Origin of the sequence: Streptomyces sp. NPDC007991, from assembly GCF_042958445.1 — a bacterium.
Classification (GTDB): domain Bacteria; phylum Actinomycetota; class Actinomycetes; order Streptomycetales; family Streptomycetaceae; genus Streptomyces.
The window spans coordinates 115568-138955 of record NZ_JBIBJD010000016.1; the positions used below are offsets into that span (position 1 = coordinate 115568).

The 23388-nt window shown below is 73.7% G+C and carries 23 protein-coding genes and 1 pseudogene; 9 read left to right on the plus strand and 15 right to left on the minus strand.

The window, feature by feature from the left end; genetic code table 11:
- Positions 1-7: 7 nt before the first annotated feature.
- Positions 8-292: pseudogene (locus ACFZDA_RS36015) on the minus strand (DUF488 domain-containing protein); the annotation flags it as partial.
- A 115-nt stretch (positions 293-407) separates the two neighbouring features.
- Here ACFZDA_RS36015 and ACFZDA_RS36020 point away from each other — a divergent pair.
- Entirely contained in the window at positions 408-851 is a 444-nt protein-coding gene (locus ACFZDA_RS36020; RefSeq protein ID WP_391089794.1) for a DUF6098 family protein, read from the plus strand.
- Between the two features lie 29 nt (positions 852-880).
- On the opposite strand, the gene ACFZDA_RS36025 is transcribed toward ACFZDA_RS36020, so the two are convergent.
- Together ACFZDA_RS36025 and ACFZDA_RS36030 are read right to left on the minus strand one after the other, a co-directional pair.
- Entirely contained in the window at positions 881-1132 is a 252-nt protein-coding gene (locus ACFZDA_RS36025) for a WhiB family transcriptional regulator (RefSeq protein ID WP_307179501.1), read from the minus strand.
- Positions 1133-1338: 206 nt separating this feature from the next.
- Positions 1339-2238, minus strand: coding sequence for an ArgP/LysG family DNA-binding transcriptional regulator (locus tag ACFZDA_RS36030; protein WP_391089796.1), 900 nt, complete (start codon positions 2236-2238; stop codon positions 1339-1341).
- Positions 2239-2304: 66 nt separating this feature from the next.
- Between ACFZDA_RS36030 and ACFZDA_RS36035 the strand changes: the two genes are divergently transcribed.
- Positions 2305-2922, plus strand: coding sequence for a LysE family transporter (locus tag ACFZDA_RS36035; protein ID WP_391089798.1), 618 nt, complete (start codon positions 2305-2307; stop codon positions 2920-2922).
- Between the two features lie 83 nt (positions 2923-3005).
- Positions 3006-4298, plus strand: a complete 1293-nt coding sequence (locus ACFZDA_RS36040; protein WP_391089799.1) for an MFS transporter — start codon at positions 3006-3008, stop codon at positions 4296-4298.
- Positions 4299-4302: 4 nt separating this feature from the next.
- Here the strand turns inward: ACFZDA_RS36040 and ACFZDA_RS36045 are convergent, their stop codons facing one another.
- The 3 genes from ACFZDA_RS36045 to ACFZDA_RS36055 form a co-directional block, all read right to left on the minus strand.
- Positions 4303-4758 (minus strand): cyclic nucleotide-binding domain-containing protein, encoded by a 456-nt coding sequence (locus tag ACFZDA_RS36045; protein ID WP_391089801.1) that lies wholly within the window; start codon positions 4756-4758, stop codon positions 4303-4305.
- 261 nt (positions 4759-5019) lie between these two features.
- A complete protein-coding gene (locus tag ACFZDA_RS36050) occupies positions 5020-6498 on the minus strand; it encodes an aminotransferase class I/II-fold pyridoxal phosphate-dependent enzyme (protein WP_391089802.1) in 1479 nt (492 codons plus the stop codon).
- A 69-nt stretch (positions 6499-6567) separates the two neighbouring features.
- Positions 6568-6789 carry a hypothetical protein gene (locus tag ACFZDA_RS36055; protein ID WP_391089804.1) on the minus strand — a complete coding sequence of 74 codons (222 nt, stop codon included), beginning with the start codon at positions 6787-6789 and terminating at the stop codon, positions 6568-6570.
- Between the two features lie 318 nt (positions 6790-7107).
- Between ACFZDA_RS36055 and ACFZDA_RS36060 the strand changes: the two genes are divergently transcribed.
- From ACFZDA_RS36060 to ACFZDA_RS36080, 5 genes are all read left to right on the plus strand, one after another.
- On the plus strand, positions 7108-7542 hold the full coding sequence (locus ACFZDA_RS36060) for an ATP-binding protein (RefSeq protein WP_391089806.1): 435 nt from the start codon (positions 7108-7110) through the stop codon (positions 7540-7542).
- Positions 7543-7749: 207 nt separating this feature from the next.
- Entirely contained in the window at positions 7750-8604 is an 855-nt protein-coding gene (locus tag ACFZDA_RS36065; RefSeq protein ID WP_391089808.1) for a SigB/SigF/SigG family RNA polymerase sigma factor, read from the plus strand.
- A gap of 27 nt (positions 8605-8631) precedes the next feature.
- Complete coding sequence (locus ACFZDA_RS36070; RefSeq protein WP_391089810.1) at positions 8632-8898, plus strand: DUF5133 domain-containing protein; 267 nt, start codon at positions 8632-8634, stop codon at positions 8896-8898.
- A 1073-nt stretch (positions 8899-9971) separates the two neighbouring features.
- Positions 9972-10805: a DUF1206 domain-containing protein gene (locus tag ACFZDA_RS36075; RefSeq protein WP_391089812.1), complete on the plus strand. Its 834-nt coding sequence runs from the start codon at positions 9972-9974 to the stop codon at positions 10803-10805.
- 28 nt (positions 10806-10833) lie between these two features.
- Positions 10834-11268 carry a hypothetical protein gene (locus ACFZDA_RS36080; protein ID WP_391089814.1) on the plus strand — a complete coding sequence of 145 codons (435 nt, stop codon included), beginning with the start codon at positions 10834-10836 and terminating at the stop codon, positions 11266-11268.
- A 1374-nt stretch (positions 11269-12642) separates the two neighbouring features.
- Here the strand turns inward: ACFZDA_RS36080 and ACFZDA_RS36085 are convergent.
- The 8 genes from ACFZDA_RS36085 to ACFZDA_RS36120 all read right to left on the minus strand — a co-directional run bounded on the left by ACFZDA_RS36085 (position 12643) and on the right by ACFZDA_RS36120 (position 22117).
- Positions 12643-14883, minus strand: a complete 2241-nt coding sequence (locus ACFZDA_RS36085; protein WP_391089816.1) for an FUSC family protein — start codon at positions 14881-14883, stop codon at positions 12643-12645.
- Positions 14884-14970: 87 nt separating this feature from the next.
- Positions 14971-16341: an FAD-dependent oxidoreductase gene (locus ACFZDA_RS36090; protein WP_391089818.1), complete on the minus strand. Its 1371-nt coding sequence runs from the start codon at positions 16339-16341 to the stop codon at positions 14971-14973.
- Positions 16342-16554: 213 nt separating this feature from the next.
- Positions 16555-18285: a SpoIIE family protein phosphatase gene (locus tag ACFZDA_RS36095; protein ID WP_391089820.1), complete on the minus strand. Its 1731-nt coding sequence runs from the start codon at positions 18283-18285 to the stop codon at positions 16555-16557.
- Positions 18282-19703: a SpoIIE family protein phosphatase gene (locus tag ACFZDA_RS36100; RefSeq protein ID WP_391089822.1), complete on the minus strand. Its 1422-nt coding sequence runs from the start codon at positions 19701-19703 to the stop codon at positions 18282-18284. Before ACFZDA_RS36100 ends, ACFZDA_RS36095 begins: the two co-directional genes overlap by 4 nt.
- Entirely contained in the window at positions 19703-20146 is a 444-nt protein-coding gene (locus ACFZDA_RS36105) for an ATP-binding protein (RefSeq protein WP_391089848.1), read from the minus strand. Before ACFZDA_RS36105 ends, ACFZDA_RS36100 begins: the two co-directional genes overlap by 1 nt.
- Positions 20146-20565 (minus strand): STAS domain-containing protein, encoded by a 420-nt coding sequence (locus ACFZDA_RS36110; RefSeq protein WP_086558899.1) that lies wholly within the window; start codon positions 20563-20565, stop codon positions 20146-20148. The genes ACFZDA_RS36105 and ACFZDA_RS36110 overlap by 1 nt, the downstream gene beginning before the upstream one ends.
- The gene (locus tag ACFZDA_RS36115) at positions 20562-21449 is read right to left on the minus strand and encodes an STAS domain-containing protein (RefSeq protein ID WP_306959638.1); all 888 of its coding nucleotides are present in this window, start codon (positions 21447-21449) and stop codon (positions 20562-20564) included. Before ACFZDA_RS36115 ends, ACFZDA_RS36110 begins: the two co-directional genes overlap by 4 nt.
- 266 nt (positions 21450-21715) lie before the next feature.
- A complete protein-coding gene (locus ACFZDA_RS36120) occupies positions 21716-22117 on the minus strand; it encodes an anti-sigma factor antagonist (protein WP_391089825.1) in 402 nt (133 codons plus the stop codon).
- A 331-nt stretch (positions 22118-22448) separates the two neighbouring features.
- On the opposite strand from ACFZDA_RS36120, the gene ACFZDA_RS36125 reads away from it, so the two are divergent.
- Positions 22449-22820, plus strand: coding sequence for a PRC-barrel domain-containing protein (locus tag ACFZDA_RS36125; protein WP_391089827.1), 372 nt, complete (start codon positions 22449-22451; stop codon positions 22818-22820).
- 47 nt (positions 22821-22867) lie between these two features.
- On the opposite strand, the gene ACFZDA_RS36130 is transcribed toward ACFZDA_RS36125, so the two are convergent.
- Entirely contained in the window at positions 22868-23299 is a 432-nt protein-coding gene (locus ACFZDA_RS36130) for an ATP-binding protein (RefSeq protein WP_391089828.1), read from the minus strand.
- Positions 23300-23388 lie beyond the last annotated feature (89 nt).

The window sequence follows — 23388 nt, forward strand, 5'->3', positions numbered from 1 at the left end:
CCGCCTCTCAGCTCCGGGCGGGGCGGGCCGGTACGGCGGCGCGGCTCCGTTCCGGCGTCTTCGACGCGGTCAGCGGCGTCACATCGCCCGTGCGGACCAGGTCGCGGACGTGGCCGAGGAGCCCGGCCGCCTCGCCGTCGGCGAGCTCCGCCTCGTACCGCCCGGCGAACTCCTCGTACGAGCCCTCGCCCGCGTGGTACCAGCGGCGCAGCTCCGTCGACGGGGTGATCGCCTTGTGCCACTCGTCCACCCCGGCCGCGTCCTTCGCCAGACCCCGCGGCCACGGCCGGTCGGCGGGCGTGACCCTGACCGGCGGCCGGCGCCCCCGGCACCGCCGAAGGGCCGATTCCGCCCGCGCCGGGCGGGTACTCCGTCCGCCTGACGGCGTCGAGGGAGGAGGTCACGACATGAGTGGATCGGACGACCTGCCGGTCGTGCGCACACTCGCCGAGCTCACCGAGCTGGTCGAACGGCACCAAGGCCTGTACGTCCGCTGGTCGCGCGGCCCCGGGACCGACCTCCGCGACGTGTCCAGCACCGACGATCTGACGGGCGTGCCCATGCCGGGCCTGTCCGCCAACCCGCTCGACGTCGAGGACTGGTGGGAGGAGCGTCCCGTCCGGGTGTGGGTGGCGCGTCGTCTGCACGACTACGCCCATCTGCCGCACGAGAAGGGGCGCGGTGTGCGGGCCTGGGTGCTCGCGGGCCAGGAGACCTCTCGCGGACCCGACAACGAACCGCTGGTCACCGACGCCCGGCCGATGTGCTGGATCGACCAGCGGGTCATCGACGAGGCGAAGGCGGAGGTGTCCCGGCAGGAGAACCCCTGGGGGCCGCTGCGCCGCAGCTGAATCCCCCAGGGGAGGGTGGTGGGAGGGCGTCAGCCGGAGCGGCGCCGGGCCGCCGTCCGCCGCTTCAGCGCACGCCGTTCCGTCTCGCTTGTCCCGCCCCACACACCGATGGACTGCCCCGTGTCCAGCGCCCACTGCAAGCACTGCTCCTGGACGGGGCAGCGCCGGCACACCGCCTTGGCCTGCTCCGTCTGAAGGAGGGCCGGGCCGGAGGTGCCGATCGGGAAGAAGAGCTCGGGGTCCTCGTGCCGGCAGGCAGCGTGGTCTCGCCAGTTGTCCATCGAAGTCACCTGCGATCGCAGTAGAAACGTGCCCGTTCGGATGATTGCTCCGTTTCGGGTCACCTGTCGACGCCTGGTGAAACAGCGCCGCCCCGGAACCGCTCACCGCACGCCCGTGCCCGAGGATCACTGGTTGCCGACGACGTGGTGGATGCTGTCGGACAGCGCGGCGGCCCAACTGGACGGCGTCCTGGGGGAGTAGGGCGTCACACCCGCAGCGCCTCCGCCGCGGCGGCCGTCACCGCCTCCGCCACCTGCGCCAGCGCGGGCGAGTCGAGCTTCCACTGCTGCCAGTACAGCGGCACGTCCACCGTCCGGCCCGGGGCGAGCCCGACCAGCCGCCCGGCGCGCAGCAGCGGCTCCGCCTGGGCCTCGGGCACCAGGCCCCAGCCCAGTCCGGCCGCCACGGCCTCGACGAAACCCTCCGAGGCCGGCACGTAGTGCCGCAGCGCGCTCGCGCTGCTCCGTCCGCGGGTGAGCCGGCGCACGAAGCCGTCCTGGAAGTCGTCCCGGCGGTCGAAGGCCACCGTGGGCAGGTCGCAGAGCACCTGTTCCAGGGGTCCGTCGAGGTGGCGCGCGGCGAAGCCGGGCGCGGCCACGGGGAGGTAGCGCATCCGCCCCAGCGACCGGACGGAACAGCCCGGCACGGGGTCCGGTGACGAGGTCACCGCGGCCATCACCGCCCCCTCCCGCAGCAGCGCCGCCGTGTGGTCCTCGTCCTCCCGGCGCAGTTCGAAGTAGAGCCGCAGCTCCTCCGGCACCCGCGCGAGCACCCGGAGGAACCAGGTGGCCAGCGAGTCCGCGTTCACCGCCACCGACACCCGGGTCGGCTCCCCGGTGCCGCTCAGCCCGAGCTCCGCGTACGCGTCGCGCTCCAGCCGCGCCACCTGCCGGGCCAGCCGCACGAGCACCTCGCCCGACTCCGTCGGCCGCACCGGCTTGGTCCGCAGCAGCAGCACCCGCCCGGTGCGCTGCTCCAGCGCCTTCACACGCTGACTGATCGCCGACGGCGTCACATGCAGCGCGGCCGCCGCCGCGTCGAACGTCCCCTCGTCCACGACCGCGAGCAGGGTCCGTACCTGGTCCAGAGGAAGATCCGTCATCATATCTGCTAACGATACGTAAGAATCTTTAGCTGTACCTCAGACCGGCCGGTCCGTAGCGTCACGGCCATGACCAGCGCTTTCACCGCCGCAGCCGCGGGATTCGGCACCGGCTTGTCCCTCATCGTCGCCATCGGCGCCCAGAACGCCTTCGTCCTGCGCCAGGGGATCCGCCGCGACGCCGTCCTCGCCGTCGTCGGCATCTGCGCACTGTCCGACGCCGCCCTCATCGCGCTCGGCGTCGGCGGCGTCGGCGCGGTGGTGGTGGCATGGCCGGGCGCGCTCACCGCGATCGGCTGGATCGGCGGCGCTTTCCTGCTGTGCTACGGCGCCCTGGCCGCCCGGCGAGTGTTCCGGGCGGACGGCGGCGCGCTGCGGACGGACGGGGAGGCGGCCGGGTCGCGCCGCCGGGCCGTGCTGACCTGCCTGGCGATGACCTGGCTCAACCCGCACGTCTACCTCGACACCGTGTTCCTGCTCGGCTCCGTCGCCGCCGACCACGGCCCGCTGCGCTGGACGTTCGGCCTCGGCGCCGTGCTGGCCAGTCTGTGCTGGTTCGCCGCCCTCGGCTTCGGTGCCCGGCTGCTCGGCCGCTTCCTCGCCAAGCCCGCCGCCTGGCGGGTCCTGGACGGCCTGGTCGCCGCCACCATGATCGTGCTCGGTGCCGTGCTCATCGCCGGAAGCTGAGACCTCGGCGATCCGGTGCCCGGCGGCCGGTGCGATAGTGATCCACGGCCCGGTCGGTGGAGCGGACATCCAGGAAGCGGCGAGTGGACACGAGCGAGAGCACGACGGACGAGCGGGACCCGGCGCCGAAGACCCCACCGCGGCGCGGCTGGCGGCGCTGGGCCATGGACACCCGCCCCCTGCGCCGCCCCGCCTACCGGCGGCTGTGGGGCTCGACCGTCGTCACCGCCGTCGGCAGCCAGCTCACCGCCGTCGCCGTGCCCAAGCAGATCTACGACATCACCGGCTCCTCGGCGTGGGTCGGCGCCGCGAGCCTGGCCGGTCTGGTGCCGCTGATCGTGTTCGCGCTGTGGGGCGGGGCGATCGCCGACAGCATGGACCGGCGCAAGCTGCTGCTGATCACCAACAGCGGCATCGCCGTCACCTCGCTGCTGTTCTGGCTGCAGGCCTTCACCGGCCTGGAGTCGGTGGCCGCGCTCATGGTGCTGCTCGCCGTGCAGCAGGCCTTCTGGGGCCTGAACGCACCGGCCCGCAACGCCTCCATCGCCCGCCTCGTCCCCGAGGGCGAACTGCCCGCCGCGAACGCCCTCGGTTCGACCGTGATGCAGACCGGCCAGGTGGCGGGCCCCCTGCTCGCCGGCGCGCTCATCCCCGTCATCGGACTGCCCGAGCTGTACCTCATCGACGCCCTCGCCCTGTGCGTCACGGTGTGGGCGGTGTACCGGCTGCCCTCGCTGCCGCCCCTGGCCGGCACGGCGGTGCGCCGCGCGGGCGTGAAGGAGATCGCCGCCGGCTTCCGCTACATCTCCGGGCACGCCGTGCTGCTGCTGTCCTTCCTCGCCGACATCATCGCCATGGTCCTCGGCATGCCCCGGGCCCTGTTCCCGCAGCTCGCCGCCCAGACCTACGCGCCGTACGGCGAGGGGCTCGCGCTGGGTCTGCTGTTCGCGGCGATCCCCATCGGTGCCGTGCTCGGCGGGCTGTTCTCCGGCACCTTCTCCCGGGCCCGCCGGCACGGCTGGATGGTCATCGGGGCGGTCGTCGTCTGGGGCGTTGCCATCACGGGCTTCGGGCTGAGCCGCAATCTCTGGGTGGGCGTGGCCTTCCTGGCCGCGGCAGGGGTGGCCGACATGGTGTCGATGGTCTTCCGCGGGGCGATCCTGCTGTCCGCCGCGACCGACGAGATGCGCGGGCGCATGCAGGGCGTCTTCACCGTCGTCGTGGCGGGCGGCCCGCGCCTGGCCGACGTACTGCACGGCACCGCGGGCTCCGCCTTCGGCCCCCGGACCGCCGTCGCGGGCGGCGGGCTGCTGGTCGTCGCCGTGATGCTGGTCCTGGCCGGCGCCGTACCGGCGCTGCGGCGCTACCGCGTCTGACGTCTCACAGGGAGCCCCGCCGGTGCAGCGTGTACTGCTCCATCAGCTTGCCCCGGGTCATCTCCAGCCGGTGCGCGAGCACCTCGGCGACGTTGCGCACCAGCACCAGCCCGAGCTGCGGATCCTCCTCGCACAGCCGCAGCACGGCCGCCGCGTCGAACTCGTAGGCCCGTACCGGACTGAACGCCTGCGCGCCGAAGTCCCAGGTGTACGGCGGGAACAGCCAGGACCAGCCGAGCAGGTCGCCCGCGCCGAGGCTGGCCACGGTCGCCCGCTGGAGCGAGTTCACCTGCTGGTCCAGGGAGACCGCGCCGGAGCGGATGACCCAGAAGCGGTCGGCCGTGCCACCCGCCTCGAAGATCCGGGCGTCCTCGGGGAAGGACACCTCCCGGGCGAGCGCCATCAGGCGCTGCCGCTGGGGCGGGGGCAGGGCGGTCAGGAGTTTGATCGCTTTGGTCATGACGCGGAGCTCCTCGCCGGGCGGTCGACTTCCGGGGCTTTCCCTACGCCCATTTCAGCCGCTGCCGGGGCCCCGGGCACCTCGGCGTGCACCACTTTTCCGGGGCATGAAAAAGCCCTGGCTGGACGGGGGAAACCAGCCAGGGCCGTAAACAGTGATGCGGAGGACGGTGGGTCGACTCCGTCACCACGTATGAATGAACCGTAAACCATCCAGGGGGCGCGCGTGCACCCCGTACCGGGTCGCGTGACCCGTTTCACTTCACTCCGCCTCCCGGGCGAGGACCCGGACCGTCTCCAGCCCGGGGTCCGTCGGGTCGGGCAGGTGCATCCCCGCGGCCAGACCGGTCCGCAGGTATGCCAGAACCGGCTCGGTGAGGCGTTCGCCGGGCAGGACGGCCGGGATGCCGGGGGGATACGGCGTGATCATCTCCGCCGCGACCCGCCCCGCCGCCCGCGCCACCGGAACGTCCTCGGCCGGGCCGAAGAACGCGTCCCGGGGCAGCACCGCCTGGGCCATCCGCAGCTCCGCCGGCGACGGCACCTCCACCCGCGGCGCCCGGGGCAGTTCCCGCGCGGCCCGCGCGAGATCCCGCAGCGCCTCCAGCAACTGCCCGGTCGTCTCCCGGTCGTCGCCGTGGGTGATCTGCGCGCCGATACGGCGGTGGTCCACCAGATGCGCGTCGATCTTCCGGTGCTCACGCAGCCAGTCCGCCGCCTGGAAGCCCGTGATCCCCAGCCCGGCGACGTCGATGACGCCGGGCAGCGGGTCGAGGTCGTCGGACAGGCCCGGACCGCAGAAGTCGTCGCGGTCGTTGACGTGCAGCCCGTCGATCTCCTCGACGGCGGAGCGGACCTCGGCCGCGAGCTCCAGCGCGCCGCCCATCAGCTCCTCGCCGTGCAGCGCCATCTGCCGCCGCCAGCCGTCCAGGCCCGCGAAGATCAGCACCGACGGGCTGGTGGTGCCCAGCAGGTCCGCGCGCATACCCAGCAGCGCCGGCGGGACCAGATCGCCCCGGAGGTGGAAGACCGAGCCCTGCTCCAGGCCGCTGCCCATCTTGTGGATGCTGGTCACGCAGATGTCCGCACCCGCGTCCATCGCCCAGGACGGCAGACCGGGGTGGAACGGCAGATGCGCGCCCCAGGCCTCGTCCACGATCAGCGGGCGCGAGCGCCGGTGGCACACCTCGGCGACCGCCCGCAAGTCCGCGCAGCCGCCGTACGGCGTGGGGCTCGTGACCAGCGCACCCCGCGCGTCCGGGTGGGCGTCGAAGGCCCGGTCGAAGTCCTCGGCCGACGGGGGATGGGCCAAGTGCCGCTCGGCGTCCCACCGCGGCTCGACCCAGACCGGCTCGATACCGGAGATGATCAGCCCCGCCACCACCGACTTGTGGGCGTCGCGCCCGATCAGCAGCTTCTCGTGCGGCCCTGCGACCGACAGCATGGCGGCCTTCACCGACAGGGAACTGCCGCAGGTGCTGAAGAACGTGTGCTCGGCGTGCACCGCGTCGGCCATCAGTTCCTGGGCGCGTCGCAGCACCCGGCCCCGGGTGAGCCGGTCGTCCAGACCGCCCGAGGCCAGCACATCGCCGTGGAAGACCGCGTCCCCGAGGACCTCCCGGACCGCCGGGTCGGCGCCGCGGGCCTGCTTGTGCCCGGGCGGGGTGAAGGAGAGGTGCCCCTTGCGGCGGTACTCGTCCAGGGCTTCCAGGACCGGTGCTCTGGTGTGCTCGGCTGTCATGCGCACCGGGTTCCCGGCAGGTCCCCGCACAATCCGCCCCCGCCCGTCAGCGGGCGGCGGACCTCCTGGTCAGTCCTGCGTGGTGTGTTTGCCCGGAGTCAGGATCTCGTCCAGCACCCTCAGCACCGCCTCGTAGGACATCTGCCGCACGGTCGCGTCCCGGGCCCCCTGCGGGTCGGTCGGGCCCAGTTCCTCGCTCCTGGTCCGCCACGTCCGCTCCTCGCGCACCGCACAGGCCCTCGCGCGCTGGATGCGCCGCAGCAGTTCGTCGGAATCCACCACATCAATCATGCACCCCGCGTACCCCGGCGACGCGTGGTGATGGCAACGATTCACGGCCCTCCCCGGTCTCCCGGAGCGCCCCGGATCTCCCGGGGGTCTTTCCGGGTCCTTTTTCCGACAGTGGCGCGGACCGAGGTTTGCAGGTGCGGGGAGAGGTCAGCCGAACTAAGGAGACCCGCGGCGCTCGCGCGATGCGCGCCCCGAAACCGCGGGCGGTGAAAGGAAACACCGAACAGCGGGTCCGTGAGCCCGAGGTGTGCCCGGGCGGGCGGCCACGGTGTGGGATCCGGATCCGGGTCATGTCCTGACCAAGCAGGGAGCTGAAGGATGTGCGAGGAGCACATGATCGAATCAGTATTCGAACCGCCCGGTGCGCACCGGGCCCGGCCGTGCAAACCCGCCGAGGCACGCCGGGCCGTGGAGCGCGCCGTGGCCGAACGCTGCCGCACCACCCATACCGCCTGTGACGCCGACGCCCTGTCCGACGCGCTGCTCGTCGCCTCGGAGCTGACGACCAACGCGATCCTGCACGGCGGCGGGGTCACCGACTTCCGGGTCGACGTCGACGGCCCCGGTGTACGGCTCTCGGTGAGCGACCGCAGCGACGAACTGCCGGTCACCGCGCCGCCCGCGGATCCGCACGGACGGCTGCGGCACGGCGGCCACGGCTGGCCCATCGTCTGCCGGCTCTCCCGTGACATCCGCGTGTCCGACCTGCCCGCCGGCGGCAAGTGCATCACCGCCGTCGTCCCCCTGACCTGAACGCCCGCGGACCGGTTCACTCCAGATTGCACAGCAAAGTGGAGTTTGTTCCACCGGGGTCAGGGCAGACGCAATCTCGTGCTTCGGACCGGAGGCGCGCCAGCGGGAGCGGTGTGTACGACTGCCCCGGAGGCCCTCCAGGCGATCCGGGCAGCGACCGTCCCGCGGTAAGTCCCTGAGACCATCGTTGTTCAGGAGCGAATCCGCATGCTCATCGATACGCCCACGAACCGTCCCGGCACGCCCGAAACGACGACCACCGCCACCCGGCGGCGGCACGACGACGCTCCGGACACCACGGCCCTCTTCGCCCGGCTGGCGGAGCTGGAGGAAGGGCCCGACCGGGAAGCCGTCCGCGACGAACTCGTCACGCTGTGGCTGCCCATGGCCCACCGCATCGCCGGCCGTTTCCGCGACCGCGGAGAGTCGATCGAGGACCTGCGCCAGGTGGCCGCCCTGGGGCTTGTGAAGGCCATCGACCGGTTCGACCCGAGCCGGGGAGCCTTCGAGAGCTACGCCGTGCCCACCATCACCGGTGAGGTCAAGCGGCACTTCCGGGACCGCATGTGGGCCCTGCGGGTCCCCCGCCGCGTGCAGGAACTGCGCAACAAGGTGCGGGTGGCACGCCGTGAACTCACCCAGAACCCGGGCAGCCCCGAGCCCTCCGTGGCGGACATCGCCGCCCACACCGGCCTGACCGAGGAAGAGGTCGGCGCCGGGCTCGAGGCGCTGGAGAGCTTCAGCACCCTGTCGCTGGACGCCGAACTCTCGGCGGACGACGACGGCTACAGCCTCGCGGACACCCTCGGTGCGGCGGACTCGTCCTACGACGTCGTCGTCGACCGCGAGTCCGCCAAGGAAGGCCTGCGCCGCCTGCCGGAACGCGAGCGGGCCATTCTCTACATGCGGTTCTTCGAGGACATGACACAGAGCCGCATCGCCGATCACCTGGGCATCTCCCAGATGCACGTCTCCCGCCTCATCAGCCGCAGCTGCGCCCGCGTGCGCGACGAGGTCCTGGGGCAGCAGACGGGCACCGGCGGCACCTCCACGACGGCCTGACCACCCGACTCCGAGGAGCGAGAAACCATGCTCAGACCCCCTCCCGCCGTGCTGCGCCGCCTCGTCGACGAGTACGAGGCACTGTCGGCCGCCGCGAGACCGGGCGAACCGGCCGACCTGAGCGCACGGGCACGCGACCTGGCCTACACGTTGTGCGTGTCCACCGGCACCCGGGACGCCGAGCGCGCCCTGGAGGTCGCTCACCAGTGGCTCGCGACCGCACCCGCACCGGCCCGCGAGCCCGCCCCACCCACCGCCACCGGGCGGCGCACACCGACACCGGAGCGCGCGTGAGGGGAGTGTGCGTATGACGTGACGGGGAAGGCGTGGCACCGAAGGGGCCCGGCCGACGGCGGCAGCCGAGGCCGGGCTCCGTCGTGTCATGTCACCTGGACCGGGGAGTTCCATGTCCACAGCGGGACGGAAGGCCGCAGACGACCACGCCGAACTGGAGCGCCTGCGCGCCGAGGTGCGCGACCTCCGGGCCCGGGCTCGCGTCTACCCGCTGATCTCACAGGCACAAGGCATGCTTCAGGAGCGGTACGCGCTCCCCGACGGGGAGAGCGCCTTCGCGCTGCTGCAGCAGGCGTCCCAGCGGTACAACGTCAAGCTGCGGACCCTGGCGGGGTTCCTGCTGACCGCACCACCCCCCGACAGCCGGGAACGGCTGTGGTTCCCGCGCCGGGTCCGACGGCCGGAACCCGGTCTGACCTTCACCTCGGCCCACCGGTCCGGGTCCGGCAGCCGCGGCGCCGTCCTGAAGGCCGTGCTGAGCAGCGCCCTGGCCGTGGTCGACACCGACATGGGCAACGTCCAGCTCACCGACCAGGCCCTGGGCGGCCTGCGCATCGAGGAGTACACCGGACTCACGCCCGACTTCGTCGACTTCTTCGCCCACGTCGGCGACGACGGAACCGCCTGCTCGCGGGCCGCCCGGGACCTCGCCCAGGTCACCGTGCGGGACGTGGAGAGCGACCCGGTGTTCAGCGAACCGGCCCGCCGGGCCATCCTCGCGGCGGGCAGCAGGGCCTGCCACAGCGTCCCGCTGACCACGGCATCCGGCCAGTGCGTCGGCATGGTCTCGGCCCACCTGGACCGGCCCCTCCCAACTGACGACGGCCCAGACCAAGGCCCTCGACACCGTGGGCGGCGAGGCGGGCCGGTGGCTCGCCTGGCACGACCGGACGGTGGTCCTGGACGCCCTGGAGCACCTGCACGCCCTCGGCCGCGCCGGCCGGGGGGCGAGGTTCCGGCGGTCCTGACCCCCGGCGCGGCAGCCCTCCGCCGTGACCGAATTCCCCTCGTCCGGCGGCCGGGCCGGGTGTGTGCCGCCCGAGCCGGGGCATCCGGAGTGCCGGGAGGTCGACATGAACACGAGTGCGATGGCACAAGGCGGTCGGATCCGGGCCCGGCGAGCTGCGCGGGGTTCGGCGATCGAGGGGGCGGCACGGGCGGGACTGGCCGCCCGGGGTGTGATCTATCTGCTCGTCGGGGCCCTGGCGCTGCAGATCGCCTTCGGCGACACGGGTGAGCAGGCCGACCGCGGGGGAGCCCTGGCCGCACTGGCCCAGCAGCCGTTCGGCGCGGTGCTGCTGTGGGCCCTGGGCATCGGCCTGGCCGGCATGGCCCTGTGGCGGCTGTCCGAGGTGCTGTTCGGCTCCGCCGGGCCGGACGGCCGCAGCGTCCGCAAGCGGCTGCTGGCGACGGCCCGCTTCGCGTTCTACGTCTTCGTCGCCTACTCCGTGCTGTCGTTCGCGGCGGGCCGCGGCCGCGGCGGATCCAGCGACCGGCAGTCCCAGGACGCCACCGCCAGGGCCCTGGAGATACCCGCCGGCCAGTGGCTGGTCGGCGCGGCCGGCCTCGCGATCGTCGTGGCCGGCGGCTGGATCGGCGTACAGGCGGTGCTCCGGAAGTACCACGACAAACTCCGGCTCGGGCAGCTGAGCCCCCGGACACGGCGGCTGGTGGACGTCACCGGCGTGGCCGGCGGCGCCGCCCGCGGGCTGGTTTTCGCCGTGGCCGGGGTCTTCGCGGTCCGCGCGGCGATCGACTACGAACCCGACCGGGCCAAGGGTCTGGACGACACCCTGCGCAGCTTCGCCGACACCCCCCTCGGCCCCTGGCTGCTGGTCTTGGTCGCGGCCGGGCTCGTGCTGTTCGGGGTGTTCTCCTTCGCCATGGCCCGCTGGCGCCGCGTCTGAGACGCGCCATCCGGGGAACACGAAGCCAATGAGCGATTCCGAGATTCCGCATGGCGACGGCCGGCCCGTGGACGTGTACCTGGACCTCCTGCGCATCCGGATGGACACGGATGACTACCGCCTCCTGATGCGCGTGGTGGAACCGGTCCTCCAGGCGATCGACGAGGAGCGCCTGTCCAGCCTCGACTTCGCACTCGACTCCGGGGCCGACGACGAGCTGCCCCAGGAAGTCCGTGACGAGGTGGCCCTCGTCATCGCCACCGCGGTCACCGGCCGCCTGGACAACGAAGTGATCGAACTCGACGTCGACGAGACCGGCCCGGTCAGGATCGTCACGGACGCGTCCACCGCGTCCGACCCGGTCCGCCTCGGCGAGATCGCCGACTACATCAAGGAACGGCACCGGCAGACGGAGGAGCTCCGGGGCATCGCCAAGGTGAGCGGCCTGCCCACAGACTTCTGACTGCCCCGGGCCTTTGGCCCCCGCCCCAGGCGCACCCCCGCCCTGGCGCCCGGCCCCGGCCTCGGTCCTCGGCCCCGGCCTCGGTCCTCGGGCCCGGCCCCGGCCTCGGTCCTCGGCCCCGGCCTCGGTCCTCGGGCCCGGCCTCGGTCCTCGGGCCCGGCCTCGGTCCTCGGGCCCGGCCTCGGTCCTCGGGCCCGGCCCCGGTCCTCCGGATACCGGCTCAGGGTCCCCGGCCCTTAGAGCCTCCGGGGCTCCGGGCCTTCGGCTCCGGCCCTCGGGCCTTTGCCTCCGGGTCCCCGGTCCCCGGCCCGATCCCGGACTTCCAGGCCTCCGGATCCCAGGCCGTCGTGCCCCTCGGCTTCCGGGCTCCGGGTCCCCGGATGCAGGGACTCCCAGCCTTCCGGGTCCCCGGCCCCGGCCCGATCCCGGACTTCTGGGTCCCTGGCCCCTGGGCAGCCCTCCGGGTCCCCGGCCCCGGACTTCCGGAGCCCGGGTCCCTGGCCCTTGGGCCCCTCGGCCTCCGCGCCTCCGGGGCCCCGGGTCCTCGGGCCGTCGGCCTCCAGCCCTCCGGGTCCCCAGCCCTCCGGGTCCCCAGCCCTCCGGGTCCCCGGTCACCCGTGTCCCCGGTCCCCGTGTCCCTGGCCCGGCCCCCGACTTCCGGGGCTCCGGGTCCCTGGCCCTTGGGCCCCTCGGCCTTCGGCTGCCGGGTACCCGGGTATTCGGCCCCCCCGAATCTCAGCCCTCGGGCCCTCGGCCTCCGCGCCTCCGGCTCCCTGGGGCCCCGGCCCTCCGGCCTCGCGCCTCCGATCCCCGGCCCCCGGCCCCCGGACCTCTGGGCCCTCGGCCCTCCGGCCTCCGATCCCCGACCCTCGGGCCCTCGGCCCTCGGCCCTCGGCCCTCGGCCCTCGGCCCTCGGCCCTCGGCCCTCGGCCCCCGGCCCTCCGGGCCCTCGGCCCTCCGGCCTCCGATCCCCGACCCTCGGGCCCCCGGCCCTCCGGGCCCTCGGCCCTCCGGCCTCCGATCCCCGACCCTCGGGCCCTCGGCCCCCGGCCCTCGGCCCTCGGCCCCCGGCCCTCGGCCCTCGGCCCCCGGCCCTCGGCCCTCGGCCCCCGGCCCTCCGGGCCCTCGGCCCTCCGGCCTCCGATCCCCGACCCTCGGGCCGTCGGCCTCCGGGCCTCGGGGGTCCTCGACCTCCGGACCTCCGGACCTCCGGACCTCCGGGTCCCCGGTTCCCTGGTACTCGGGCCGTCGGCTTCCGCGCCTCCGGGGCCACCGGTTCCTCTGGCCCTCGGGCCTTCGATCCCCGGGCCTTCGATCCCCGGGGCCCCGGCCTCGCGTCTCCGCCCCCGGCCTCCGGCGCCCGGCCCCCGCCCCTCAGGCCCGCGGTTCCGTCACCGGTACGCCCAGTGGTCGGGCGAGGCCGGTCACGGCCTCGTCCAGTCGCTCCAGGTGCCGTAGGACGCGGTCGGTGATGCGGCCGTAGCGTGGTGTGCCGGCGTCGGACCCCAGCAGCGAGGCGATGCTCGGTCCCGTTTCGATCCGCGCGGCGGCGTGCTCGTCGGCGACCCGGGCCGCGATGGTCTCGATGTTGCGCACCGTGCGCCCCGCGGCCCCGCGCAGCCGGGGGTCCGCCGCGATCGAGGGATGCGTGGGCAGCAGCTCGGCGGTGGCCGCGAGCGTCCGCGCGTGGTACGCGCAGGTCTCCAGCAGTGCCACCACGTACCGGGCCGTGTGGCGCCGGGCCCGCAGCGGCGTGACCGGATGGGTCAGCGGCTGCGTGGCGGCCCGCAGGTCGGCCAGCGCCTGGTCCAGGTCGCGCGCCTTGTCCAGCAGCTCGTCCGCCGGCCCGCCGCTCAGCTGGCCGACCGCCGCCTCGGTGACCTCGGCCAGCCGCTCCAGGACGGTGCCGAGCAGCTCGTTCGTCCGGCGGTCGGTACGCACCGGCAGCACCAGCGCCGCCGCGATCACCCCGCAGGCGGCGCCCAGCGCAGTCTCCTCCACCCGCAGCACGAGCACGTCGAGGCTGTAGGTGTGCAGCAGCGTGTACAACAGCCCCAGCATCGCGGTCACGAAGAACGACATCAGCGTGTACGACAGCGGCGCCACGTAGAACATCGCGAAGATCAGCACCAGGACCAGCGCGAACGCCGTCACCGTGTGCTTTCCGACCAGTCCCGCCAGGACGATGCCCGCCACCACGCCGAACACCGTGCCCAGCAGCCGACGGTAGCCCTTGACCAGGATCTCGCCCGTCGAGGCGGTGTTCAGGAAAACGATCCAGCACGTCAGCACCGCCCAGTACCAGCGCTGCGTGGACAGCAGCTCGCCGCCCACGATGGCCAGCGCCGAGCCGACGGCGACCTGCACGGCCGCGCGCGTGGTGGGCCGCCGCAGCCCGGTCTCTTCCTCCTCCGACGGCTCCTCGGCGCTGTCGATCGCGGCGTCCTCCGCGTCCAGCTCCTCGCGGGAGCGGGCTGTCGCGGGGGTGTCGTCGGACTCGTCCTGAGGGCCGTCCAGCGCGATCCGCAGCCCCAGCACCGAGCGGGCCGCCTCGCCGATGCCGCGGAATACGTCCTGAACGGCGGCGGGCGCGGACGGCAGGTTCTCCTCGTCCCGGTAGCCGAGGAGCCGGTTGCGCACGTGCGCCAGTGCGGTCCCCGTGTCGCCGCTTCCGGCCCGCAGCACGAGGGCGCGCAGCGCCTGGAGGTCGCGCCGGAGCGTGGCGGTCGCCTCGTCCGGCACCGCCAGCTGCCCCACCGACGGCGCGGGCGCGCCCGGCAGGTGCAGGGTGAGCGTGTCGGCCCGTTCGGCGCTGCGGGCGGTCAGCAGCAGCAGCCCGAGCCGCTCGGCGGCGATCTCGGCGTCCGCGATACGGCGCTGCACCAGCCGCGCCGCCGACTCGTCCGGCGTGCCCTCCTCCAGCCGCGCCTGGATCATCATCGCCGTCTCGTGCAGCGCCGCGGTGCCCTCGCGCACGGCGTCCAGGGCCTTGTCCATCTCCTCCGCGCCGGCGTCGAGGAGGTCGAGCTGCGCGGACACCAGCTGGGCCAGCCGGGCGCGGAAGGCCAGCCGCAGCCGCAGCAGGACACCCGCCGGCGTCGCGGGAACGACCGCGAAGCGCAGCAGGGCACTGGAGCAGAACGCCAGGGTGATGGCACCGCACAGGGTGGGCAGCGCGGACACCTCGGCGCCGACGAACAGGGACAGGAAGTAGACCTGGAAGCCGATCAGCCCGAGCGCCGTGCCCCGGTCGCCGAACCGGCGGCCGTAGACCGCGCAGAAGATCAGGACGACGAAGAAGACGTCACCGGCGTAGAGGCGCGCGTTGAGCACCGCGCCCAGCGAGACGGAGGCCAGCGCCACCGGCAGGCCCAGCGCCAGCGTCACGGCCTGCGCGCCGAGCTGCTTCTCCCGGATGGCGAAGGTGGCGACCATCGCCGCCATGGCCGCCGCCACCAGCAGATGCACATCGGCCCGCAGCAGGGCGAGCACGGCCAGCGTGAGGGCGATGGCACCGACCGTCCGCAGCCCGGCCGTCAGACGCAGCAGCCCCGGGTCGGACGCGGCGACCCGGTCCCGCAGTCGTGCCCGCACCGACCGTCCCGCTGCCCTCACGCCGCCGCACTCTCTCCCGACTCACCACACCAAGATCCGCACCTCAGCATGACATGCCACGAGCGCACGGCCCCCTCCGGCCCGGCCCTACTCCTGCCGGGCGGTGCCGTCGATGTGCGCCTGTACCTGCTTCGGCGTCAGATAGGCGTCGGTGTACTCGAAGTCCTTCAGCCGGGCGGCCTTGCGGGCCTGGAACCCGGTGCGGACGAAGTCGTCGCCGGCGACCGCGTTGAGGAGCCAGTTGGTCATCACCCGGGTCTTGGCGACGTTGGTGCGCAGCGCCGACCAGTGGTAGCCGCGTGCCACGGCCTGGGCGGGCAGGCCGCGCAGTTCCACACCCAGCGGCTTGGAGACCGCGTCGGTGCCGCCGAGGTCGACGACGAGCCCCAGGTCCTTGTGGACGTACGGCCGCATCGGCCCGCCCCGCAGCGACGCGATGACGTTGTCGGCGACATGCGGGCCCTGCCGCATGGCGTGCTGCGCCGTGGGCGGGCACATGGCACCGTCCCCCTTGGCCAGGTCGGGTACGGCGGCCGAGTCGCCCAGCGCGAACACCCCGTCGTCGCCCGGCAGGTTCATCTCGGGGGCGACCGCGAGCCGCCCCTTGACGGTCTCGGCGTCCAGCGTCGCGATGAGGGGACTGGCGGCGACCCCGGCCGTCCAGATCAGCGTGCGGGTGGGGATCACCCGGCCGTCGGTGAAGGTGACCTCCTCCGGGCCCGCCTTCGCGATGGAGACGCCGAGCGAGATCTCGATGCCCCGCCGGCGCAGGATCTCCTGCGCGCTGCTGCCGAGCTTGTCGCCGAGCTCCGGCATCAGCTTCGGCGCGATGTCGATCAGATGCCACTTGATCAGGCCCGGGTCCAGCCGCGGGTACCGCTTGACGGCGGCGTGTGTCAGCCGCTGCAGGCACGCCGCGGTCTCGGTGCCCGCGTAGCCGCCGCCGACCACCACGAACTGCAGCCGCGAGGCCCGCTCCTGCGGGTCCTGGCTGGCGTCGGCCAGGTCCAGCTGCGAGATGACGTGGTCTCGGATGTACGCGGCCTCCGCGAGCGTCTTCATCCCGAACGCGTGGTCCGTCAGTCCCGGGATGTCGAAGGTGCGGGTGATGCTGCCGGGGGCCAGCACGATGTAGTCGTACGGCTCGTTGACGATCTGGTCGGTGATCGTGCGTATGACGCAGACCTTGGACTTCAGATCGACGCCGATGGCCCCGCCCGGAATGATCCGCGTGCGGTATTTCTTGCTGCGGCGCAGCGAGACGGCGATCGACTGCGGCGTCAGCACCCCGGAGGCGACCTGGGGGAGCAGCGGCAGGTAGAGCTGGTAGGCGAACGGCGTCACCAGAGTGACGTCGGCCTCGTCCGGGGAGAGTTTCCGTTCCAGACGGCGGACGCACTCCACGCCGGCGAAGCCTGCGCCAACCACCAGGATCCTGGGTCGTGTCACGGTGTTCATCCCTTTCTGCGGCTCCAGGCGGTCTGCCTCGAACGCCTATCGACTGCCCCTGGATCGCGGGTTCGCACCCCATTGATCCCCACGCGTGTCCGACCGGCACGCCGGCCGGACACGGCAGGCAGACGAACGCGTCGATCACCACCATGCCCGTCTCGTGGCCGAAAAGCACCAGGTCCGCGTGAAGAACGCGTGCACACACCGGCCGGCGGACCGTCAGCCCGCCACGTCACCCTGGAGATGGCACAGCAGCAGACACACGTCGTCGTCGCGCTCGGAATCGCTCAGCAGCGGATGCAGGATCCGGTCCGCCGAGCCCTCCAGATCGGCGTCCAGCTCGGCCGAACGGAAGCCGCCGAGCGCCGAGGCCAGCCGCTCGATGCCCGGGTCTATGCCCTGCGCGCGCCGCTCGACCAGCCCGTCCGTGTACAGCGCCAGCGTCGAGCCCGGCGACAGGCGCACCGTGTGGTCGCCGATCTCCTGGGTGAGGGGAATGCCCAGCATGGCGCCGGGTTTGGCGTCGAGGGTGCGCACGGTCCCGTCGGGCAGCCGCAGCACCGGCGGCGGATGGCCGGCGGCGGCCCAGGTCAGCGTCGGCTCGTCCGGGTGGAACCGGGCGATGACGGCGGTGGCGTACAGGTCCGGCTGCAGATGGTGCAGGAACCGGTGCAGCCGGGTCAGCAGACGGCCCGGGCTGTCCCCGTCGACGGCGTACGCCCGCAGCGCCGTGCGCAGCTGGCTCATCATGACGGCCGCGTGCAGACCGTGCCCGGTCACGTCGCCGACGACGGTGATGAGACCACCGTCCCGCTGGGGGAACGCGTCGTACCAGTCACCGCCGATGTTCAGCCCGTGGGTGGCGGGCAGATAGCGCGCGGCCAGTCTGAGGCCCGGGGTGGCCGGCAGATCGGTGAGCAGGGCGCGTTGCAGCGTCTCGGCGATGTCCCGGTTGTGCTCGAAGCGCCGGGCGTTGTCGATCGCGATGCTGGCCCGCCGGGTGAGCTCGATCAGCATCACCGCGTCGTCCGGGTCCCAGCGCGCACCGGGCGGCGACAAGGTCAGCACGCCCAGCGGGGCCCGGCGCGTCGGCAGCGGAACGCACAGCAGCGGCCGGGTGGGATCCAGCGCGGACGGCGGCTGGTCGTCGACGCCGGGCAGACCGCCGGGATGGTCGGCCGCGTACTGCGGCCGCCCGGTCCGGGCCGCGACCACGGCGGCGGCCGGATGCGGCGCCGACCGGTGCTTGTCGTCCTCGTGGTCGAACAGCCAGACGTCGACGCTGCGGGCGTACTCCGGCACCAGCAGGTCCGGCAGCCGGCGCACGATCTCCTCGTGGTTGAGCGAGGCCGTCAGCACGGCGCTCGCGTCCGCGAGGAACGTCAGTCTGCGGCGGGCGCTCTCCGCCTCGTTGCGTGCCCGGCGCTCGGCGGCGAAGGCCTCGCGCTGGGCCCGGCCGGCCGCGTCCAGCTCGGCGTGCAGTGCCAGGACGCCCTGGTTCGTCTGGTGCAGCTCCTCGCGGTGGAAGGCGACCAGGTCCTCCTGCTCGGTGAGCTTGTCCAGCACCACGGCCGTGTCCTCGTCGGCGCCCAGCAGCGCCTGCGCGAGGGCGGCGGGATCGTCCTCGGCGGTGCCGGCCTCCGTGGCCCCGGCCGCCTCGGGGCAGGGGACCGTGACCTCCCACGGCGGCTCCCCGGCGGCGGCCGACGCGTCCGGCGACGGCGTCACGACGGCGTGCAGCAGCCCCTCCTCGGCCGGCGACCCGGCCATGTCCAGGGTGAGCAGCCAGGTGCCGCCCTTGGTGAGGCACTGCCGCAGATGGGCGCTGAGGGCGGCGGCCAGCCTGGTCCGGTCGACGGTGGGCACACCGTAGGCGGCGGCCAGGCGGGCCAGGGCGATGCGGGCGCGGGCCGCATCGGTGACGGTGGTGATCTGCCACGTGCGCATCATGGGTGTTCCGGCGGGGTCGGAGTCAGCACGGCCACGGCGGTGTCGTCCCGCACCGGTCGGGCGGGACTGCTCGCGTCACGTATCGCCACGGCGGCCGTCACGGCCGGGTCCGTAGCGGGCAGACCGGCGTCGGACGGCGGCGTCCAGCGGCTGGGCAGACCGTCGGTGTGCAGGACCAGCAGCCGGTCGGCGGCCCAGTCGGCCTCCTCCTCGCGGAGGGTGGCGGGCCGGTGCACGCCGACGATGCCGGGCCGCGACAGCAGCGGACGCCAGGTGCCGTCCGTGCGCAGCCGCGCCCCCACGTTCCCGATGCCGGCGAACCGCAGCCGCCCGGCCCGCACGTCGAGCTGGGCCAGGGCGACGGCCGCGCCCCGGGTGCCCTTGAGGGCGTCGTGGAGCCGTCGCAGCGACTCGGCGGGGGAGAGGTGGGCCCAGCGGTGCAGCGCCGTGACCGCGGCGGAGGAGGCCCGGGCCGCCTCGGGGCCGTGCCCCAGACCGTCCGCCAGCATCAGTGTCAGCCGGTCCCCGGAACGCACCCACGCCCAGGCGTCACCCGAGTACTCGGCTCCGCCGTAGGGGATGTTCACGCCTCCGGCGCGTACGCCGGGGACGGGCGCGGGCCGGTCACCCGACGGGCCGGGCCGCGCTGCCCGCCCCGGTGCGCCGGGGCTGCGTGCCTCGCCGTCCGCAACGGCGGAGACCTGCCCGGGACCCGGGTCGTCCCCGCGAACACCACCGTCCCCGAGCACGCCGCCGGCCCGCCCCGGGAGGCCCGACGCGCCGCCCGGCACCGCCGCGTGCCCCGTCAGGGCGCCGCACGCCACGGCTCCCGCCGGCGCGTCGCCGGCCCGTGCGGCACCGCCCGGCCACCAGCCGTCGGCACCGTCCCCGCCCCCGGACCACGCCGGGGCGCCGGGAACAGCCGTACCGTCCGCCGGGACCCGGCCGCCCGGCACCACGTCGGCCCCCGCCGGTACGGCCGGACCGCCGCCGCGCGGCGTGGTGCCCACGCGGGCCACCGCGACCGTGCCGCGGCCGGGTGTGCTGTGCAGGGCGAAGTCGTCGGCGAGCCGCTGACACGTGCCGAGGCCCGCGCCGAGCGAGCCGGTCGTGGAGAAACCGTCGCGCCGGGCCGCGGGCATGTCCGCGATGCCCGGGCCGTGGTCGATCGCGGCGATCTGCACGACCCGGGACTCCGCACCGCCCTCCCGCGGCGCGGGCGCGGCCACGACCTCGATGAGTACCTGGCCGCCCTCGGCGTGCTTGAGCAGATTCGTGGCGAGCTCGGTCGCGACCAGCGCGGCGGCCGCGGTGCGCCGCTCGTCGAGACCGGCCAGCGCCGCCGCGCTCTCCGCGGCGACCCGCGCGTCGCGCACCCGCGTCGAGTCGCGCACCGGGACGTCCCACACGCGCGGCATCAGGCCTCCTCGCGCGGACGCGGCGGCCGGGCCGCCGCCCAGCAGGTCACCCGCACGGTGGTGCCGTCGCCCGGCGTACTGTCGATCTCGAAGTCGTGCACCAGGCGCCGGGCGCCGCTCAGCCCCATCCCCAGCCCGTCGCCGGAGGTGTAGCCGTCGCTGAGCGCCTGGTCCAGGTCGGCGATGCCCGGCCCCTCGTCGGTGAAGGCCAGCCGGAGCCCCTGCGCACCGCCGCTGCTGAGGTGCGTCGCCTCCATCTGTCCGCCACCGCCGTGCACGAGGGTGTTGCGGGCCAGCTCGCTGGCCGCCGTGACCAGCTTGGTCTGCTCCACCAGGCCGAAGCCCAGCCGGGCCGCGGCCTGCCGCACGTGTTGTCGCACCCACACCAGGTCCATGTCCGACCGGATGGGCAAGCAGGCCTCCACGCCCGCGGCGGTGTGCATCACGGACTCTCCTGACGCGGGCCGCCCGGACGGTACGCCGGTGTCTGCTGCGTGAGGAGCTCCATGCCCGCCTCGGTGCTGAGCGCCGTGCTCAGCCCGGGCAGCGTCAGGCCCAGTTCCGCCAGGGTGATGGCGACCGCCGGGCGCATGCCGGCCACCACGGTCCGCGCGGCCAGCAGCTTGGCCTGCGCGGCGATCTCGGCCAGCACCCGGCCGAGGAAGGAGTCGACGATCTCCACCCCGGAGATGTCGATGAGGACACCACGTACCCCGGTACGGGAGATGGTCTCCGCGAGATCCTGCTGGAGCTGCTGTGCCGTGCTGTCGTGCAGGTCCCCCTGGAGCGTGACCAGCAGGACGTCACCGAGCCGGAGCACCGGCACATGGCCCGGGACGGGCCGGGAGTACGCGTCGCTCACCGCTGACCCGCACCCGGGTTCACGATGTCCGCGCCGAGCTCGTGCAGCGCGTACCGCAGCGCGTCGGAGAGGCTCGCGCGGGTGATCACGTCCAGGTCCAGACCGAGATGGACGATGGTCTGCGCGATGGCGGGGCGGATGCCCGAGACGATGCACTGGGCGCCCATCAGCCGCGCCGCCGCGACCGTCTTCATCAGGTGCTGCGCCACCAGCGAGTCCACCGTCGGCACGCCGGTGATGTCGAGGATCGCGAACCGGGCGTGCTGGTCGACGACGGCGTTCAGCAGCGTCTCCATCACCACCTGGCTGCGGGCGCTGTCCAGCGTCCCGATCAGCGGCACGGCCACGACGCCGTCCCACAGCCGGATGACGGGCGTCGCCACCTCCATCAGCTGCAGCCGCTGCCGGTCGCTGAGAGCCTGCCACTCGCTCAGCGCCGTCTGCATGGCGACCAGCCGCAGGGTGCCCATCAGCACCGTCAGCGCCGTCGAACACGCCCGCAGATGCTCGGGCGGCGCCTCCTCCAGATCGGCGGCCAGCAGGTTCTCCACGGGCGGCCGCAGGGCGGCCAGCTCGCTGGCGACCTGGGTGTTCGACAGCCCGGCACGCGAACGGGCCGCGCCCATCCGGGCCAGTTGCTCGCGCACCCCGCTGAATCCCGCGGCGTCCGGGTCCTCCACCTGATCCGAGTCGGCCACCTGGGCCAGCGCGTCCACGACGACCTTGCTCGCCTCCACCGCCTCGTCGCGCGAGACGGTGAACACGGTGCGGAACAAGGGCTCGTCCGCCCACCGCTGGGCGATCTGCTCACGCCTGCGGTGCAGGAAGTCCCTGACCTCGTGTGTCGGCGTGGCGAGCTGTCCGTCCGCTTCGTGCTCCGGCACCTGGTTCTCTCCTCATCCGCGTTGCGTCGACCGAGCCCGCCTCAAGGCAACGGGACGGTGCTGTGACACTTGCCGGGCGACAACTCTAACCATGCGCCGACCTCGTAGGACACCGGATCCGGCGCAACCGATCCGGTGCGGGGGAGCGGTAATTGGCCATTGCCGTCACCGGCGCGCGCAGGACGGACGGCCGTCCGGGCAGGGCGGAGCGAGGGCACCGGGCCGCCGGTCCCGCCGACGGTGTGCCCGAGGGGCCACCCGGCCCGTCAGGCGGTCTGCGCCCCCGGCTCCTCGGGGGTGTCCGGCACCTCGTCGGCGCGGGCCAGGGCCTCGTCGACGCTCTCCGATATCGGCACCGTGATGCTGACGCCGGTCAGGTCGAGGACGCGCCGCACGGCCGGCGTCGGGTGGATGACGTGCACGCTGCCTGCGGTCTTCCGGGTCTCCTGGTACACCCGCAGGATGATGTTCATCCCGGACGAGTCCATGAACGGGACGGACGACAGGTCGAGCAGGAAGTGCCGTCGGCCGTGGTGGAGTTGGTTGGCCAGATGGGCCTGGAACTCGGTCGCGGTGTCGACGTCCAGGTAGCCGTCGACCGTGATCAGGGCCACGTCCTCCCGGGGCAGTTCGACCTCCACGGACAGCGGGTTCTGGGCGAGGGGCACGGATACCTCCAACAAGTGCTACGGCCTGGGCGGGTCACCTCTGCGGATGACCGCGGTGCGGGGCGATGCCGGTTCTGGTGCGGGCTGTGCCGCCGTTTCTCATCTGCCTCCCTTCGCCACCGGGCTCCGTTTCCACCGCGCCCCGCGATTACCCCGGAAACCGCCCCCCATGCCTGAGGGGACGAACGTGCCGAAGCCCGTCGCCGACGGTCGAAGGTGTGTCCGCCGAATGCGCTTGCTGCGGGAGGGTAGTTGCTGCTGTGGAGCGGGTGGGCGGGGGACCGTCCGCCCGGCTCCGCGATCCGCACACCGTCAGGGAGGATGGAGCAGCGTGGCCATCGACAGAATCTGGTCGTACGCGCCGGACAGCGGCCACATCGAGGGGCTGGACCTCACCGGTTTCACCGTCGCCGCGACCGACGGCACGATCGGGCACGTGGACCGCGAGGCCGCCCCGCACCGCATGCGGCACCTGGTCGTCGACACCGGCGTCTGGGTGTTCGGCCGCAGCGTCCTGGTGCCGGCCGGAGTCGTCACCGGCATAGACACGCAGGGCCGGAAGATCACACTGGCCTGCACCAGGGCAGACGCCAAGGCGGCGCCCCGCTTCCAGACCGACAGCGAGACCCGGGACCGGGGGTACCTCACGGCCGTGGGCGACTACTACGACAGGCTGCCGCCGCGCACGACGGCCTCGGCCTGAACCCCGAGCCGGTCACGGGCGCGCCCCGCGCCCGTGACGCTCCCGGCTCACCAGGGCAGGAAGACGTGCACGTCCTTGCCGCGCTCGTCGCTCACCACGCTGACCTGGTCGCACAAGGTGTGGATCAGATGCCAGCCGATGCCGCCGCCCCCGTTGCGCGGATCGAAGGGGCGCGGGGCCGGTTCCGTGGAACTGGTGTCGTGCAGGACCACATGCACCCCGTCGAAGGTCCGGCGCATCCGCAGCGCGAACGGACCCGGGGCGTACTGCACCGCGTTGGCGGCCAGTTCCGTCACCACCAACAGGATGTCGTCCCAGTACTCGGGGGCAGAGGGCGGCGAGGAGCGTGACAGATCCCGCAGGAACTCCTCCGCGGCCAGCCGCGCTCCCGTCACGTCGTGCGGCTCGCCCACGAAGCTGTTCGTGCGGCTCGGAATCTCCTCAGTCAGTGCGTCATCCCCACGCGGCTCGGTTGACATATCGCCTTTCCGGCCCGGCGTCAGCAAGGGCTGTCGTCAGGGCTGTCGTCCTTTCTCTTGCGTCGCCACTGTTGCGTGTTCCCGAGGGG

Bases quoted from the DNA above. Each gene is read 5' to 3' on its own strand.
- ACFZDA_RS36075 (WP_391089812.1), top strand. From the start codon at position 9,972: ATGAACACGAGTGCGATGGCACAAGGCGGTCGGATCCGGGCCCGGCGA.
- ACFZDA_RS36030 (WP_391089796.1), bottom strand. From the start codon at position 2,238: ATGATGACGGATCTTCCTCTGGACCAGGTACGGACCCTGCTCGCGGTC.
- ACFZDA_RS36025 (WP_307179501.1), bottom strand. From the start codon at position 1,132: ATGGACAACTGGCGAGACCACGCTGCCTGCCGGCACGAGGACCCCGAG.
- ACFZDA_RS36065 (WP_391089808.1), top strand. From the start codon at position 7,750: ATGCTCATCGATACGCCCACGAACCGTCCCGGCACGCCCGAAACGACG.
- ACFZDA_RS36130 (WP_391089828.1), bottom strand. From the start codon at position 23,299: ATGTCAACCGAGCCGCGTGGGGATGACGCACTGACTGAGGAGATTCCG.
- ACFZDA_RS36050 (WP_391089802.1), bottom strand. From the start codon at position 6,498: ATGACAGCCGAGCACACCAGAGCACCGGTCCTGGAAGCCCTGGACGAG.
- ACFZDA_RS36100 (WP_391089822.1), bottom strand. From the start codon at position 19,703: ATGCCGCGCGTGTGGGACGTCCCGGTGCGCGACTCGACGCGGGTGCGC.
- ACFZDA_RS36045 (WP_391089801.1), bottom strand. From the start codon at position 4,758: ATGACCAAAGCGATCAAACTCCTGACCGCCCTGCCCCCGCCCCAGCGG.
- ACFZDA_RS36070 (WP_391089810.1), top strand. From the start codon at position 8,632: ATGCTCAGACCCCCTCCCGCCGTGCTGCGCCGCCTCGTCGACGAGTAC.
- ACFZDA_RS36035 (WP_391089798.1), top strand. From the start codon at position 2,305: ATGACCAGCGCTTTCACCGCCGCAGCCGCGGGATTCGGCACCGGCTTG.
- ACFZDA_RS36055 (WP_391089804.1), bottom strand. From the start codon at position 6,789: ATGATTGATGTGGTGGATTCCGACGAACTGCTGCGGCGCATCCAGCGC.
- ACFZDA_RS36080 (WP_391089814.1), top strand. From the start codon at position 10,834: ATGAGCGATTCCGAGATTCCGCATGGCGACGGCCGGCCCGTGGACGTG.
- ACFZDA_RS36105 (WP_391089848.1), bottom strand. From the start codon at position 20,146: ATGCACACCGCCGCGGGCGTGGAGGCCTGCTTGCCCATCCGGTCGGAC.
- ACFZDA_RS36020 (WP_391089794.1), top strand. From the start codon at position 408: ATGAGTGGATCGGACGACCTGCCGGTCGTGCGCACACTCGCCGAGCTC.
- ACFZDA_RS36090 (WP_391089818.1), bottom strand. From the start codon at position 16,341: ATGAACACCGTGACACGACCCAGGATCCTGGTGGTTGGCGCAGGCTTC.
- ACFZDA_RS36060 (WP_391089806.1), top strand. From the start codon at position 7,108: ATGTGCGAGGAGCACATGATCGAATCAGTATTCGAACCGCCCGGTGCG.
- ACFZDA_RS36095 (WP_391089820.1), bottom strand. From the start codon at position 18,285: ATGATGCGCACGTGGCAGATCACCACCGTCACCGATGCGGCCCGCGCC.